Raw genomic sequence first — 15,555 nt, 5'->3', positions numbered from 1 at the left:
GAAACCCTTCAAAACCTCAACTGCTGCTAACGCCTCAGGCGGTTGCAGCGGGTGCCGTTGCCGGCGCAGCATCTGCTGCCGGCTTGGGCGCTCCGCCACCGGCCTTCTTGCGGCCCGGCGCGATCATCATGATCATCTGCCGGCCTTCCAGCTTCGGGAATTGCTCGACCATGATCAGGTCGCCCAGTTCGTCGCGAATGCGCTGCAAGAGTGCCAGACCGAGCTCCTGGTGCGTGATCTCGCGGCCGCGGAAGCGCAGCGTGATCTTGCATTTGTCGCCCTCATCAAGAAAGCGCTTGATGTTGCGCATCTTGATGTTGTAGTCGCCGTCGTCGGTACCGGGCCGGAACTTGATTTCCTTGACCTCGATGACCTTCTGCTTCGACTTCGCCTCGGCCGCTTTCTTCTGCTCGTGGTACTTGAACTTGCCGTACTCGATCAGGCGACATACCGGCGGGTTGGCCGCCGCGACGACCTCCACCAGATCCACATCGGCCTCGCCAGCGAGGCGCAAGGCCTCGGAGAGACTCATAACACCCATTGGCTCGTTTTCCGGGCCTACAAGGCGGACTTCCGGGGCCATGATTTCCCGGTTCAGGCGGTGTTGGCGTTCCTCGCGGTGGCGGCGGTCGCGAAATGCAGTAGCGATGGTCAGAATCCTTCAAAATTTGCTACAAAATCTGTAGCGAACGCCGGTCAGTCCTCGCGAACAAGCGGCACGATCTGGCTGGGAAACATATGGGGTGTTTCAGAGGCAAATCAACGCTTGTCTGCAACGTCCTGGACGAGCCGTTGCACGAACGATTCGAGGGACATTGCTCCGAGGTCTTGATTTCCCCGGGCGCGCACTGCGACGGCACCTGCTTCCTTTTCCTTGTCGCCCACGACGAGGATGTAAGGGAGCTTTTGCAACGAATGCTTCCGTATTTTATACGTAATCTTCTCGTTGTGCAGGTCAAGCTGAACCCTAAGCCCTTGATTTTGCAGCGTTTTCGCAACTTGCGCAGCGTAATCGGCCTGCCCTTCGCTGATATTGAGCACTGCCACCTGCACTGGAGCGAGCCATGCGGGCATCGCCCCGGCATGGTGTTCGATCAGCATGCCGATGAAGCGCTCCAGGCTGCCCACGATCGCGCGATGCAGCATCACGGGGTGGGCGCGGCCGCTCGACTCCGTGACGTATTCGCCGCCCAGGCGCTCGGCCGTGTTGAAGTCGACCTGCATCGTCCCGCACTGCCACTGGCGGCCGATGGCGTCGCGCAGCGTGTACTCGATCTTCGGGCCGTAGAAGGCACCGTCGCCGGGCGAGATGATGAAGTCGACGCCCGAGCGCCGCAGCGATTCCATCACCGCATGCTCGGCCTTGTCCCACAGCTCGTCGGAGCCCACGCGGTTCTCGGGCCGCGTGGCGACCTTGTAGAGGATGTCCGTGAAGCCGAAGTCGGCATAGACCTTCTGCAACTGCTCCGTGTACGCGATGCATTCATCGAGGATCTGGTCTTCCGTGCAGAAGATGTGCCCGTCGTCCTGCGTGAAGCCGCGCACGCGCATGATCCCGTGTAGCGCGCCGCTGGGTTCGTTGCGGTGGCACTGGCCGAATTCGCCGTAGCGCAGCGGCAGGTCGCGGTAGCTGCGCAGATCGCTCTTGAAGATCAGCACGTGGCCCGGGCAGTTCATCGGCTTGAGCGCGTACTCGCGCTTTTCCGACTCCGTCGTGAACATGTTGTCGCGGTAGTTCTGCCAGTGGCCCGTCTTCTCCCAGAGGCTCTTGTCCAGGATTTGCGGACCCTTCACTTCCCAGTAGCCCGTGTCGCGGTAGATGCCGCGCATGTACTGCTCGACCTGCTGCCAGACCGCCCAGCCCTTGGGGTGCCAGAACACCACACCCGGCGCCACTTCATCGATATGGAACAAGTCGAGTTCCTTGCCCAGCCTGCGGTGGTCGCGCTTCTCGGCCTCTTCGATGCGCTGGATGTACTGGTCGAGTTGCTTCTTGTCGGCCCAGGCCGTGCCGTAGATGCGCTGCAGTTGCTCATTCTTGGCGTCGCCGCGCCAGTAGGCGCCGGCCAGCTTCGTGAGCTTGAAGACCTTGAGGAAGCGCGTGTTCGGCACATGCGGGCCGCGGCACATGTCGACGTATTCCTGGTGGTAGTAGAGGCCCATGGCCTGCTCGTCGGGCATGTCCTCGACCAGGCGCAGCTTGTAGTCCTCGCCGCGCGACGTGAAGACCTCGATCACCTCGGCACGCGGCGTCATCTTCTTGACCACGTCGTAGTCCTGCGCAATCAGCTCGCGCATGCGGGCCTCGATGGCGACCATGTCCTCGGGCGTGAAAGGGCGCTCGTAGGAGATGTCGTAGTAGAAGCCCTCGTCGATCACAGGCCCGATCACCATCTTGGCCGTCGGGTAGAGCTGCTTGACCGCGTGACCGACCAGGTGGGCCGTCGAGTGCCGGATGATTTCCAGGCCCTCTTCGTCCTTGGGCGTGATGATCTGAAGCTTGGCGTCATGGTCGATGAAGTCGCTGGCATCGACGAGCCGGCCGTCGATCTTGCCGGCCACCGTCATCTTGGCAAGGCCGGGGCCGATGGACTGGGCCACTTCGGCCACCGAAACCGGGCCTGGGAACTCGCGGCGCGAGTTGTCGGGGAGCGTGATCTGGATCATGTGAAACCTCGGGAGAAAAACAAAAAAGCGCGGTGGATGCCGCGCTTTGCTTGGTTGGAAGCTGGAAGAAACCAGCGAGCGCGGGCTACCGGCTCTTTCCTTCGACCGCTTCGAAGAGGAAAAAGCCGCTGAATCCTTGCGGAGTAGTTCGCGGTGTCATAACCAAGGTGCCTTTCTCGCTCTTGTTGAGTGCAGAGGCGGCGATTCTAACTTCTGCCCGCCTTGGGCGCGGGCTCGGACCTTCTCCGGCTTGGCTGCCTCGTTGGAGGGCGCCCACAAAAAAACCCGGCACGAAGCCGGGCTTGATCGAGCGTGACGGCAAATTGCCGTCGGCAGATCAGTGGAACTGTTCTTCTTCGGTCGAGCCGGTCAGTGCGGTGACGCTGGACTTGCCGCCCTGGATCACGGTGGTCACTTCGTCGAAGTAACCCGTGCCCACTTCCTGCTGGTGCGACACAAAGGTGTAGCCGCGGTCGCGTGCTGCGAACTCGGGCTCCTGCACCTTCTCGACATAGGCCGACATGCCGCGTGCCACGTAGTCCTGCGCCAGGTCGAACATGTTGAACCACATCGAGTGGATGCCGGCCAGCGTGATGAATTGGTACTTGTAGCCCATGGCGCCCAGTTCCTTCTGGAACTTGGCGATGGTGGCGTCGTCGAGGTTCTTCTTCCAGTTGAACGACGGCGAGCAGTTGTAGGCCAGCATCTTGCCCGGGTGCACCTTGTGCACGGCTTCGGCGAACTTGCGGGCGAACTCGAGGTCGGGCGTGCCGGTTTCGCACCACACCAGGTCGGCGTAGTAGGCGTAGGCCACTGCACGGCTGATGGCCTGGTCCATGCCCTTCTTCGTCTTGTAGAAGCCTTCGGCGGTGCGCTCACCGGTCAGGAAGGGCTTGTCGTTCTCGTCGTAGTCGCTGGTGATGAGGTCGGCGGCTTCCGCGTCGGTGCGGGCGATCACGAGCGTCGGGGTACCGCAAACGTCGGCAGCCATGCGCGCCGCGATGAGCTTTTGCACCGCTTCGGTGGTGGGCACGAGCACCTTGCCGCCCATGTGGCCGCACTTCTTGACCGAAGCGAGCTGGTCTTCGAAGTGCACGCCGCCGGCGCCGGCCTTGATCATGGCCTTCATGAGTTCGAAGCCGTTGAGCACGCCGCCGAAGCCGGCTTCGGCATCAGCCACGATGGGTGCGAAGTAGTCGACGTAGCCCTTGTCGCCGGGGTTCACGTTCTTGGACCACTGGATTTCGTCGGCACGGCGGAAGGTGTTGTTGATGCGCTCGACCACGGTCGGCACCGAGTCCACCGGGTACAGCGACTGGTCGGGGTACATCGAGGCGTAGCTGTTGTTGTCGGCGGCGACTTGCCAACCCGACAGGTAGATGGCCTTCACGCCGGCCTTGACCTGCTGCATCGCCTGGCCGCCGGTGAGCGCGCCGAGGCAGTTGACGTAGGGCTCGTTGTTCACCAGTTCCCAGAGCTTCTCGGCGCCGCGGCGGGCCAACGTGTGCTCGATGGGAAAGGAGCCGCGAAGGCGCACGACGTCGGCGGCGCTGTAGCCGCGCTTGATGCCCTTCCAGCGCGGATTGGTGGCCCATTCTTTTTCGAGGGCGGCAATCTGCTGTTCGCGGCTCAGTTGTTCTGTGAGGGTCTGGGGCATGGTCACTCCGTGAGGTTGATTGAGGGTTGGGCGCTGCGGCCTTGGGATCAACTGTAATCGGATCGCAGACTCTTATGTCTTATAGAAGACATATTTTTCACTCAATAAAATCAACAACTTATAGTCGTATTTCTCAATGCAAAATTATTTTTCTCGTATTGAGAAAAAATATTGCGCCGCAACACGTGCGTCTTCCACGATGTGCAATCAGTCTTTCAGTGATGAAAACCCGTCCGATCCGCACCCTCCGCGCTCTGCGTGTGCAATCCAATCGCCGCTGCCGATCACCGGCCGCCCACCGATCCGCGAAGGATGGATCTCGTAGACTAGGCAATCGATCCAGTGCGCACCGACCTGGACGCGCACGCTTCGCCTGATGTACTCGCCCGAATCGTCCTCGGCCACTTCCTCCAGCTTGTCGAGCGCCGCCTCGACCGCCGGCTCGATGCGGTACACCTCGCCCTTCACGCGCCCCGCCCCGCCCAGCACCACACCCGGATAGCTCCCAAGGTCGTGCAGCGTCCCGGCAATGTGCGCCTCGCCCACGAACACAGGCAAGGGTCGATAGCGCGCGATGTCGTTGCGTCCATTGCGCCGCAGCGTGCCGTAGACAAAAACGTGGGGCATCATCGAATCCGCTTTCCGAAACACAAAACTTCAGTCTATTGAACTCCGCCGCCCCCGCATCTGGCCGCCTCGTGGCCTATGGCTGCCTTGCCTTGAGCATGTCGCTCGTCGGCGGCTACGTCGCCCTCTCCAAGCCCCTGGTCGCCGCCTTTCCGGTGCTCCTGCTCGCGTGGCTGCGCTTCGGCATCGCGGCGCTGGCGATGCCGCACTGGCTCAAGCGCGGCGCCGACGAGCCGCCCATGACCGCGCGCACGCGCTGGCTCGTGTTTCTCGAATCCTTCCTCGGCAACTTCCTGTTCTCGATCTGCATGCTGTTCGGCGTGAGCATGACCAGCGCGGTGTCGGCGGGCGTGATCATGGCGTCGATCCCCGCGGTGGTCGCGGTGGCGAGCTGGATGTTCCTGCGCGAACGCATCACGCTCCGCATCGGCCTGGCCATCGCGTGTGCCGCGCTCGGCATCGGCCTGATGGCGCTCACACCCGCCCATGCGCCCGCATCGCCCGGCAACGCCACTGCGTCGATGCCATGGCTGGGCAACCTGCTGGTGTTCTGCGCGGTGCTCTGCGAAACCGCGTATGCGGTGATCGGCAAGTCGCTCACCGGACGACTGGGGCCCAAGCGCATCGCGTCGCTCATCAACCTCTGGGGGTTCGTGCTCTCGATGCCCTTCGGCATCTGGTTCGCGTTGTCGTTCGACTTCGGTGCCGTGCGCGGCGGCATCTGGGCGCTGCTCGTGGTCTACGCACTCGCCGCGAGTATCTGGACGGTGTGGCTCTGGATGACCGGATTGCGCCATGTCCCCGCTGCGCAGGCCGGTGTTTTCGCTGTGCTGCTGCCTCTGAGCGCAGCGCTTGTCGGTGTGCTCGTGCTCGGAGAAAGCCTCTCCGGGCCGCAGCTGCTTGCATTCGCGATCGCACTCGTGGGCGTGGTGCTCGCGACGTGGCCCGGACGTCGGACGTGAAAAACACCGCTTCTCCCCTCTGAAAAAACAACAGCTCCCAATGAAAAAACCGTTTTTCCCCTTGGAAACGCGTTTTTTCTCCTTTAGCATCCGCATTGCCACTGGAGACGCAAGTTTTTCATTGGTGAATGTTCAATCAAAAAAGGAAATCAACCATGGCAACTGCAAAGAAGGCTCCGGCCAAGAAAGCTCCGGCAAAGAAGGCCGCTCCCGCCAAGAAGGCTGCGGCTCCGGCAAAGAAGGCGGCACCGGCCAAGAAGGCTGCGGCTCCTGCAAAGAAGGCCGCACCGGCCAAGAAGGCAGCTCCCGCAAAGAAGGCTGCTCCCGCGAAGAAGGCCGCTCCCGCCAAGAAGCGCACCCCCAACGCTGCGTTCATGAAGGCCCTGACCCCCAGCCCGGCACTCGCCGCTGTGGTCGGCTCGACGCCTCTGCCGCGCACCGCTGTCGTGAGCAAGCTGTGGGACTACATCAAGAAGAACAATCTTCAAGACAAGGCCAACAAGCGCAACATCAACGCCGACGCCAAGCTGAAGGAAATCTTCGGCAAGGCCCAAGTGTCGATGTTCGAACTGGCCGCGCTGATTGGCAAGCACGTCAAGTAAGCGCTCAGGGGCCTTGCGCTCCTGAATCAAGAAGCCGGCTCACGCCGGCTTTTTTTTGCCTGCGGCAGAGCCATGCGGCTGTCGAGGAAACGCGCCGGCGTGCAGCCGAAGTGTTTGCGGAAGGTCTCGATGAACGCACTCACCGAGCTGTAGCCCACGGTCAATGCCACCGCCGTCACGGGCTCGGCCAAGCTCAGCAATTCGATGGCCTTGAGCAGGCGCGACTGCTGCCGCCATTGCGCAAAGCTCAGGCCGGTTTCTGCAGCGAAGCGCCGCGTCAAGGTCCTTCTTGCCATGCCGATGCGATCGGCCCACTGGTCGATGGTGTAGTGCATTGCGGGGTCGCTCGCCAATGCAGCGGCCATCGCGGCCAGGCGCTTGTCCTGCGGCATCGGCAGATGCAGCGATGGCTTCGTGCTCGCAGCGAGCTCGTCGAGCAGCACGCCGACCAGGCGCGCCCGGCGCTCCTCGAAGCCAGCAGACGCTGACTCCAGCGACGTGAGCCTGTCGATCAGCCCCTGCATCAGCGGCGTCGTCGCAAACACATGCGGCCCGTCGGGCAACCCAGCTGCCATGCCCGGCTCGATGTGCAGGCTCCAGCCCGCCGTGGCGCCAAAGCTCTGTGCCGCATGCGCGCAGCGCGGTGCGATCCAGCCGATCCAGCCCGGGGGCTGAACCCAGCGCCCGGCGGGCGTCTCTATGACCTGCAAGCCTTCACGCAAGGCGAACAACTGGCCTTCCTCGTGCACGTGATAGCCCGTCACGCGCGGCGCCTCGTAGGCGTTGATCCACAGCGCGATCGGTGCCTCAGCACGCATGGCTGGCCTGCCAGAGGTATCGATTGGCCCCGCGCCGCAAGCCGGGAAGCGCCCTGCTGCCTAGCATCGGCCTCCTCTTCACAACGACTTCAAAGGACCGCTCATGCAAGCCCAGGATGTATTGCCCGACGGACAGGACTTCGTCGTCCGCAACGGACTCGCGCTGCGCAAGGGATCGGTCGGCGCCTTCCTCATCAACGCGCAGTTGCTGCAGGACCCCAACGCCAGCGCAGATGCGAAGCAGGCCGCCGAGCGCGACCTGATCGCCCTGCTGCCCGCCCTCGAAGCGCTGGGCCTGTTCGACGTGTTCGAGTTGCGCTCGCCCACGTTGCGCGACGAGGTGGCCCGTCATCGCGCCGCGCTCAGCCGCGCGCCTGCTGCTTCGCCGAGCGCGTGATCGACGCCAGCGTGCCGCGCGTGGTGATCACCTCGGGGTCCAGCGGAATCTCGATCAGCGTGCCGGTATCGGCCGCCAGCGCGCGCAGCAACGCGGCTTCGAACTGCTCCGTCTCTGTCACGCGCTCGGCGGCATAGCCGTAGGCGCGGGCGAGACCGCAGAAATCGGGGTTGCGCAGCGCGGTGCCGCTGGTGCGCTCCGGGTACTCGCGCTCCTGGTGCATGCGAATCGTGCCGAACATGCCGTTGTTGAGCAGCAGCACGATGCTCTTGCCGCCGTGCTGCGACGCCGTTGCCAGTTCCTGCCCGGTCATCAGGAAATCGCCGTCGCCCGCGATCGTGAAAGCCACGCGCCCCGTCGCCAGGTTCGCCGCGATGCCGGCCGGCACGCCGTAGCCCATCGCACCGCTGGTCGGCGCCAGCTGCGTCTTGTGCCCCTTGGTGAGCCCGTGATAGCGGAAGTAGCGATGCACCCAGCTCGCGAAATTGCCGGCGCCGTTGGTGATGGCCGCATCCGGCGGCAGGTGCTTCTGCAGCAGCGCGACGACCTCGGCCATGTCGACCGGGCCGCGCGGCATCTCGGCCGGCATGCCCGCCAGCGCCTGCGGCACGAGGTTGGTTTCGTAGTCCGCATGCGCCTGCGCGGCCCACGCTTCCCACGGCAAGGTGGGCGGCGCGCTCAGCACCTCCAGGCTGCGCGCCGCTGCACTCATGCCGGCGTTGATCGCCAGGTCGGCTTGGTAGACGCGATTGAGTTCCTCGGCGCTCGCGTGGATGTGCACAAGCACCTGCCTGGCCTTCGGCGCTTCGAGCAGCGTGTAGCCACCTGTCGTCATCTCGCCCAGGCGCGGGCCGATGGCGAGGATCAGATCCGCATCCTTCACGCGCTGCGCGAGCTTCGGGTTGATCGCGATGCCGACATCGCCCGCATACAGCGGATGGTGATTGTCGAAAGTGTCCTGGTAGCGGAAGGCGTTGGTCACTGGCAGGCGCCAGTTCTCGGCGAAGCGCTGCAGCGCCTGCGCGGCCTGGGTGGTCCAGCCACCGCCGCCGGCGATCACCAGCGGCCGCTCGGACTTGAGCAGCAGCTCGCGCAAGGTGCGCAGCGCACCCGGATCGCTCCACGGCTGCACCGCCTCCACGCGCGGCAACGGCCGCGCTGAGGTCTGCGTGCGCAGCATGTCTTCGGGCAGCACCAGCACCACCGGCCCCGGCCGGCCGTTCATTGCCGTGGCAAAGGCCCGCGCGATGTACTCCGGAATGCGGTCCGCATCGTCGATGCGCTCGACGCGCTTGGCAAAGCCCTTGGTGCTCGGGCCGAAGAAGCTGCCGTAGTCCACCTCCTGAAAGGCTTCGCGGTCGCGGAAGTCGCTGCCGACATCGCCCACCAGCAGCACCATCGGCGTGGAGTCCTGGAAGGCGTTGTGCACGCCGATGGATGCGTTGGTGGCGCCAGGCCCGCGGGTGACGAAGCACACGCCCGGCCGCCCCGTCAGCTTGCCGTGCGCCTCGGCCATGAAGGCCGCGCCGCCCTCCTGCCGGTTCACGATGAAGCGCGCGCGGTCGCCGTAGGTGTGAAAGCCGTCGAGCACGGCCAGAAAGCTTTCGCCAGGCACGCCGAACGCGATCTCCATGCCTTGGGCGATGAGGCACTCGACGATCAAGTGGCCCGCGGGTTGTGATGTACTCATGAGAAGTCGAACCTCAGCTGCAATGTCTCCGGCAATTATGTGCGTCTGCTCCTCACGCCTTGCGTTAATTCCCCAATTGGTTAAATTCGCGCCATGAAGGCCCCCAAGGATTCCCCGCCCGAGACACTGGAGCCGCGCTCCCGCGATGCCGACCGGTCGCAGCTCGCCATCCTCGCGGCGGCGCGCGAGGAGTTCTCGCAGCTGGGCCTGGCCGGTGCGCGCATGGACAGCATCGCCACGCGCGCGGGCCTGAACAAGCGCCTCATCTACTACTACTTCGGCAGCAAGGACGACCTGTTCCTTGCGGTGCTGGAGCGCACCTATGCCGACATCCGCGAAGCCGAGCAGCGCCTGCACCTGGACGAGATCGAGCCGGTCGAGGCCGTGCGCCAGCTGGTCTCGTTCACCTGGCACTACTACCTGGAGCACCCGGAGTTCATCACGCTGCTCAACAGCGAAAACCTGCACCGCGCCGCGCACCTGAAGCGCTCTGAGCGCATCCAGGAGATGAACTCGCCGCTGGTGCAACTGCTGGACACCGTGCTCGAGCGCGGCAAGAAGGACAACCTGTTCCGCGCCGGCGTGGACCCCGTGCAGCTCTACATCTCGATCGCGTCGCTGTGCTACTTCTACCTGTCGAACAACCACACGCTCTCGGCCATCTTCGGCCGTGACCTGCGTGCGCCCAAGGCGATGGCCCAGCGCCTCTCGCACATGACCGACCTGGTCCTGGGCTACGTCCTGCGCTGAGCGCACGGGCGTTTACAAACCCCTGCGGGTATTCACTAGGCGGCGTCGGTTGACGCTGCGGCGCAGCCGTTCCTAAAATCGTTAATTCACTTATTGGTGAATTGAACCCTTCAAGACAGCGGCCCGACCGCGCGGAGACAGACACCCATGAAGCCATTTGCACGCACCACTGCAACCGCAGCTCTTACAACGCTCACCTGCCTGGCCGCCCTGCTGCCGGGCCTGGCATCCGCGCAGAACGGCTACCCCACCAAGCCGATCCGCGTGATCGTGCCCTTTGCGGCGGGCAGCACCACCGACATCATTGCCCGCGCCATCGCCGACAAGATGGGCACCAGCATGGGCCAGACGCTGGTCATCGACAACCGCGGCGGCGCCAGCGGCACCATCGGCCAGCAGGCGGTGGCCACGGCCGCGCCGGACGGCTACACGATCATGATTCACTCGTCCTCGCACACGGTGAGTCCCTCGACCTTCGCCAAGCTGCCGTTCGACACGGTGGGCGACTTCGCCGGCGTCACGCCGATCTCGTCGCTGCCCAACGCGCTGGTCATCTCGCCCACCAAGAACATCAAGACGCTGCCGCAACTGCTGGCCGCCGCGCGCGCCAAGCCCGGCAGCATGAACTTCGCCTCGGCCGGGCAAGGCAGCGCCACGCACCTGAACGCCGAGAAGTTCAAGATGGCTGCGAAGATAGATGCCACCAACATCCCCTTCAAGGGATCGGGCGAGGCCGTGTCCGAGGTGCTCTCGGGCCGTGTCGACTACTACTTCTCGCCCATCGCACCGGTCATCGGCCAGATCAAGGACGGCCAGTTGCTCGCCCTGGCCGTCGGCTCGCCCAAGCGCGCCGCCGCGCTGCCCGACGTGCCCACCACCACCGAAGCCGGCGTGCCCGGCTCCGAGTTCAACTTCTGGATCGGCATGATGGCGCCCGCCAAGACGCCGCGCGACCTCGTCAACCGCCTGCACGACGAAGTGGCCAAGGCACTGGCCACGCCCGAGGTGAAGGAGCGCTTTCTCAAGCTGGGCGCCGACGCCTGGACGCTCAAGCCCGAGCAGTTCGACGCCTACATCAAGGACGAGATCGCGAGCAACGCGCAACTCGTGAAGGCCGCGGGCCTGCAGGTCCAGCAGTAAGCCGGCCTTTTTTTTTATTTCAAGCGCCCAGCAGCACCGCCATGCTCAGCAAGTTCCTGCTCTTCCCGGCCCTGCGCCCCTTCCTGCTGATCCTTTTGTTGCTGGTGCTGTGGGATCTGACGATCCGCCTCTTCAAGATTCCGGCCTACCTGATTCCCCCGCCGTGGGAGGTCGTGAAGCAGCTGGTGGCCGAATGGCCGCGCCTCTTGAGCGAAGCCTGGAAGACCACGCTCGCCACTCTGGGCGGCTTTGGCCTGACGATCGTCATCGGCATTCCGATCGCGATGGTCATCGCCTACTCGCGTCTGGTCGAGTCGTATGTGTACCCGCTGCTGGTGTTCTCGCAGAGCATTCCCAAGGTGGCGATCGCGCCGCTCTTCGTGGTGTGGTTCGGCTTCGGCATCCTGCCCAAGGTGATCAGCGCCTTCCTGCTGGGCTTCTTTCCGGTGGTGGTGTCCACGGTGATGGGCTTCAAGTCGGTGGAGCCCGACATGCTCGACCTGGCGCGCTCGATGGGCGCGAGCCGCCTGCAGACCTTCTTCAAGATCAGCTTGCCGCAGGCGCTGCCCGCGATCTTCAGCGGTCTGAAGGTGTCGGTCACGCTGGCCGTGGTGGGTGCGGTGGTCGGCGAATTCGTCGGCTCCAACTCGGGCATCGGCTATGTGCTGCAGGTGGCCAACGGCAACTTCGACCTGCCGCTGATGTTCGCTGCGCTGGTGGTGCTGTCGAGCATCGGCGTGATTCTTTTCGTCGCGGTCGACCTGGTCGAACGCCTGATGATTCCGTGGCACGCCTCGCAGCGCCCCGCACACTGAGTTCTCTCGTCATATCCAAAAAACTCCCGGAGACAACCGCCATGAAGAAACTGCTTCCCTCGATGCTTGCCGTCGCCGTGACTGCGCTGGCCACATTTGCCATCGCACCCGCCCATGCCCAAGCTGATAAGCCGAAGGACAAGGTCACGCTGATGCTCAACTGGTACCTCTACAGCGAGCACGCGCCCTTCTTCCTCGGCAGGGAAAAGGGTTTCTACGCCGAGGAAGGCATCGACCTCGACATCCAGGAAGGCCGCGGCTCCGCCGTCACCGCGCAGGCGGTGGCCGCCAAGTCCGCCACCTTCGGCTACATCGACGTCACCACCATGATCAAGGCCGCCGCCAAGGGCGCGCCGCTCAAGTCGACCGGCGTGCTGTTCCAGGTGAGCCCGATGTCGGTCATGGGCTTTTCAGAGAAGAACATCAAGACGCCCAAGGACATCATCGGCAAGACCGTGGCCGTCACGCCCGGCGATTCGATGTCGCAGATGTGGCCGCTGTTCCTCAAGGTCAACAACATCACGGCTGACCAGGTGAAGATCGTCTCTGGCGATGGCCAGACCAAGCTGAATGCAGTGACCAACGGCCAGGCCGACCTGCTGCTGGGCTACGTGATGGACCAGGCCATCAAGCTGCAGGACGCCACCGGCAAGCCCGTGACGCCGATCCGCTTTGCCGACTCGGGCGTCAACCAGATCAGCTCCGGGATCATCGCCAACAAGAACCTGCTGACCGAGAACCCCGACCTGGTGAAGCGCTTCATGCGCGCCTCCACCAAGGCCGCCGAAGCCGCCGAGAAGAGCCCCGAGGCCGCGGTCGACGCCATGCTCAAGGCCAACCCGAAGGCCGGCGTGCGCGACACGCTGATCGTCGGCATGAAGCAGAGCGTGGCGCTGTATCACACGAAGGACACGGCGAACCAGCGGCCGTTCCGCGTGGCGATGAAGAACGTGAACGACTCGCTGGACCTCTTGGTGCAGTACGGCGGCATGGACCCGTCCACGCGCGGCAAACCCGAGGACTACGTGACCCTCGACTTCCTGCCGCAATAGGTTCACCCCCAGGCTGCGCGCACTTCGTGTCGCTTCTCCCCCCCCCCTTCCGGGGGCGACACCAGCGGCCCGGCAAAGCCGGTTCCGCGGTGTCTCCCGAAAAAGCCAAACGCTTCTTTTCCAGTTCGCCAGCTTTCGCTCCTTCTTCAATCTCCATGTCCACCAATGCCCTGATCGAAGCGCGCGGCGTCGCCAAAACCTACCAGAGCAAGGACGGCCCGGTCGAGTCGCTCAGGCCCCTGGACTTTGCGATTCGCGAGGGCGAGTTCGTCTCCGTCGTCGGTCCTTCGGGCTGCGGCAAGAGCACGCTGCTCAAGATGGTCGCGGGCCTGTTGCCCATCAGCGGCGGCGAGCTCACGCTGGCCGGCAAGCCGATCAAGGGGCCGCAGAAGGACGTGGGCATCGTGTTCCAGAGCGCGGTGCTGCTGCCCTGGCGCAGCGTGGAAGACAACATCCTGTTGCAGGCCGAGATGCGCCACCTGCCCAAGGCCGCGTCGCAGGCCCGGGCGCGCGAACTCATGGAGATGGCCGGCCTGAAAGGCTTCGAGGGCAAGTACCCCTGGCAGCTCTCGGGCGGCATGCAGCAACGCGCCTCGATCTGCCGCGCTCTGCTGCACGACCCCTCGGTGCTGCTGATGGACGAGCCCTTCGGCGCGCTCGATGCGATGACGCGCGAGAAGATGAACCTGGAGCTGCAGCGCATCTGGATGGCCTCGAAGAAGACCGTGATGCTGATCACCCACAGCATCCCCGAGGCGATCTTTCTGTCGGACCGCGTGATCGTGATGAGCGAGCGCCCCGGCTCCATTGCCGCCGTATACGACATCGAGCTGCCCCGCCCGCGCACGCTGGACATGATGGCCTCGGCCGAGTTCGGTGCGTACACGAAGGTGGTGCGCGCGCATTTCTTCTCTCAGGGCATCCTGGACCACTGAGCCACAGACATGGACGCCCCCCGCTTTCACATCGAAGAGATCCGCTTTTCCGAGCGCGACGTGGCGCTGCGGCTGCCGTTTCGCTTCGGCGCTGCCACCGTCACCGCCTGCCCGCAGCTCTACGTGCGGGCCCGCATCCGTTTCGAGAACGGCGGCACTGCAGAGGGCTGCGCGGCCGAGATGATGGTGCCCAAGTGGTTCGACAAGAACCCCGCCCTCACCAACGAACAGAACTTCGAGCAGCTTCGCTTTGCGCTGCGCGATGCACGCACCGCCTATGTCGCCGAAGACGATGCGCAGACCGCGTGGACGCACTTCGCATCGAACTACGCCGCACTGCAGGCGAGCGCGAAGACCAAGGGCCTGCAGGCGCTGGTGGCCAGCTACGGCCCCGCGCTCATCGACCGTGCCGTGATGGACGCGCTGTGCCTGCACACCGGCACCAGCTTCGCAACGGCCATGAGCGCCAACCTCTGCGGCATCGACATCGCGGGCAGCGGCCTGGCTGACGATCTCGTGGGCTTCGACATGACGGCCTTTCTGGCCAGCCAGTCGCCGCGCGCCAGCATCGCTGCGCGCCACACCGTCGGGCTGGCCGATGCCATCGACGACAGCGATGCGCTGCCCGACGCGCCCACCGATGGACTGCCGACCACGCTCGCCGCGGCGGTGAAGCGCTACGGCCTCACCCACTTCAAGCTCAAGCTCTGCGGCAACACCGCGCAGGACATCGACCGGCTCCAGCGCATCGCCCGCGTGATCGACAACCATGCGCAGCTCGTCACGCTCGATGGCAACGAGCAGTACGCCGATGCCGACGACTTCGCTGTCTTCCTCGACCGCATGCTGTCGACGCCCGTGCTGTGGAAGCTCGCGCAGAAGACCGTCTTCGTCGAACAACCGATCCGCCGCGACGCCGCTCTGGATCGCAATGTGTCGGCGCTGGGCAAGCGCATTCCATTGCTGATCGACGAATCCGACGCCACGCTCGATGCCTTCGTGCAGGCCCGTGCGCTCGGCTACACGGGCGTGTCGAGCAAGAGCTGCAAGGGCTTCTACAAGTCGGTCGTCAACGCGGCGCGCTGTGCGCACTGGAACGCGGCAGAAGACAAGCCGCGCTATTTCCTCTCCGGCGAAGACCTGACCATGCAGGCCGGCATCGGCGTGCAGCAAGACCTCGCGCTCGTCGGCTGGCTCGGCCTCTCGCATGTGGAGCGCAACGGCCACCACTACGTCAACGGTCTCGCGGCCGTGCCTGAAGCCGAGCAGCAAGCCCTGCTGAAGCTGCACCACGATCTCTACGAAACCAGCGACGGCTCCGTGCGCCTCGCCATCCGCGGCGGACAGCTTGCCCTGTCGTCGCTCGCCACCGCGCCCGGCTTTGCCACCGGCCAACCGGGCGCCGGCATCTCGTGGGACGCCATGCGTTCCGTCTACTGAAGC

The 15,555-nt window shown here is 64.4% G+C and carries 15 protein-coding genes; 9 read left to right on the top strand and 6 right to left on the bottom strand.

Translation table 11 applies throughout. The features are described 5' to 3' along the window. Positions 1-34: 34 nt before the first annotated feature. The 4 genes from infC to ABIC90_RS01835 all read right to left on the bottom strand — a co-directional run bounded on the left by infC (position 35) and on the right by ABIC90_RS01835 (position 4,954). The gene (gene infC / locus ABIC90_RS01850) at positions 35-658 is read right to left on the bottom strand and encodes a translation initiation factor IF-3 (RefSeq protein WP_354352608.1); all 624 of its coding nucleotides are present in this window, start codon (positions 656-658) and stop codon (positions 35-37) included. A gap of 101 nt (positions 659-759) precedes the next feature. After that, complete coding sequence (gene thrS, locus ABIC90_RS01845) at positions 760-2,667, bottom strand: threonine--tRNA ligase (RefSeq protein WP_354352327.1); 1,908 nt, start codon at positions 2,665-2,667, stop codon at positions 760-762. A gap of 337 nt (positions 2,668-3,004) precedes the next feature. Further along, on the bottom strand, positions 3,005-4,324 hold the full coding sequence (gene aceA, locus ABIC90_RS01840; protein WP_354352326.1) for an isocitrate lyase: 1,320 nt from the start codon (positions 4,322-4,324) through the stop codon (positions 3,005-3,007). Positions 4,325-4,531: 207 nt separating this feature from the next. Continuing rightward, on the bottom strand, positions 4,532-4,954 hold the full coding sequence (locus ABIC90_RS01835; RefSeq protein ID WP_354352325.1) for a gamma-glutamylcyclotransferase family protein: 423 nt from the start codon (positions 4,952-4,954) through the stop codon (positions 4,532-4,534). Positions 4,955-5,049: 95 nt separating this feature from the next. On the opposite strand from ABIC90_RS01835, the gene ABIC90_RS01830 reads away from it, so the two are divergent. After that, on the top strand, positions 5,050-5,913 hold the full coding sequence (locus tag ABIC90_RS01830) for a DMT family transporter (RefSeq protein ID WP_354352607.1): 864 nt from the start codon (positions 5,050-5,052) through the stop codon (positions 5,911-5,913). A gap of 155 nt (positions 5,914-6,068) precedes the next feature. Beyond that, positions 6,069-6,515, top strand: a complete 447-nt coding sequence (locus tag ABIC90_RS01825; protein WP_056579726.1) for an SWIB/MDM2 domain-containing protein — start codon at positions 6,069-6,071, stop codon at positions 6,513-6,515. Between the two features lie 26 nt (positions 6,516-6,541). Here ABIC90_RS01825 and ABIC90_RS01820 read toward each other — a convergent pair whose 3' ends face one another. Continuing rightward, a complete protein-coding gene (locus ABIC90_RS01820) occupies positions 6,542-7,333 on the bottom strand; it encodes a helix-turn-helix transcriptional regulator (protein ID WP_354352324.1) in 792 nt (263 codons plus the stop codon). Between the two features lie 103 nt (positions 7,334-7,436). Between ABIC90_RS01820 and ABIC90_RS01815 the strand changes: the two genes are divergently transcribed. Then, positions 7,437-7,730, top strand: a complete 294-nt coding sequence (locus ABIC90_RS01815; RefSeq protein WP_354352323.1) for a hypothetical protein — start codon at positions 7,437-7,439, stop codon at positions 7,728-7,730. Here ABIC90_RS01815 and ABIC90_RS01810 read toward each other — a convergent pair. Next, positions 7,696-9,420 carry a thiamine pyrophosphate-binding protein gene (locus ABIC90_RS01810; protein WP_354352322.1) on the bottom strand — a complete coding sequence of 575 codons (1,725 nt, stop codon included), beginning with the start codon at positions 9,418-9,420 and terminating at the stop codon, positions 7,696-7,698. The two genes, ABIC90_RS01815 and ABIC90_RS01810, sit on opposite strands and share 35 nt — an antisense overlap. Before the next feature lie 93 nt (positions 9,421-9,513). Here ABIC90_RS01810 and ABIC90_RS01805 point away from each other — a divergent pair, with 93 nt between their 5' ends. The 6 genes from ABIC90_RS01805 (at position 9,514) to ABIC90_RS01780 (ending at position 15,552) form a co-directional block, all read left to right on the top strand. Beyond that, positions 9,514-10,170: a TetR/AcrR family transcriptional regulator gene (locus tag ABIC90_RS01805; protein ID WP_354352321.1), complete on the top strand. Its 657-nt coding sequence runs from the start codon at positions 9,514-9,516 to the stop codon at positions 10,168-10,170. Positions 10,171-10,317: 147 nt separating this feature from the next. Further along, positions 10,318-11,310: a tripartite tricarboxylate transporter substrate binding protein gene (locus ABIC90_RS01800; protein WP_354352320.1), complete on the top strand. Its 993-nt coding sequence runs from the start codon at positions 10,318-10,320 to the stop codon at positions 11,308-11,310. 41 nt (positions 11,311-11,351) lie between these two features. After that, positions 11,352-12,125 carry an ABC transporter permease gene (locus ABIC90_RS01795; protein ID WP_354352319.1) on the top strand — a complete coding sequence of 258 codons (774 nt, stop codon included), beginning with the start codon at positions 11,352-11,354 and terminating at the stop codon, positions 12,123-12,125. A gap of 41 nt (positions 12,126-12,166) precedes the next feature. Continuing rightward, on the top strand, positions 12,167-13,177 hold the full coding sequence (locus tag ABIC90_RS01790; protein WP_354352318.1) for an ABC transporter substrate-binding protein: 1,011 nt from the start codon (positions 12,167-12,169) through the stop codon (positions 13,175-13,177). A 155-nt stretch (positions 13,178-13,332) separates the two neighbouring features. Then, a complete protein-coding gene (locus tag ABIC90_RS01785; protein ID WP_354352317.1) occupies positions 13,333-14,112 on the top strand; it encodes an ABC transporter ATP-binding protein in 780 nt (259 codons plus the stop codon). Between the two features lie 9 nt (positions 14,113-14,121). Beyond that, positions 14,122-15,552 (top strand): enolase C-terminal domain-like protein, encoded by a 1,431-nt coding sequence (locus ABIC90_RS01780; protein ID WP_354352316.1) that lies wholly within the window; start codon positions 14,122-14,124, stop codon positions 15,550-15,552. Positions 15,553-15,555 lie beyond the last annotated feature (3 nt).

The sequence above is a fragment of the Variovorax boronicumulans genome (assembly GCF_040544675.1).
GTDB lineage: Bacteria > Pseudomonadota > Gammaproteobacteria > Burkholderiales > Burkholderiaceae_C > Variovorax > Variovorax boronicumulans_D.
This window is presented reverse-complemented; position numbering and strand designations above follow the sequence as displayed.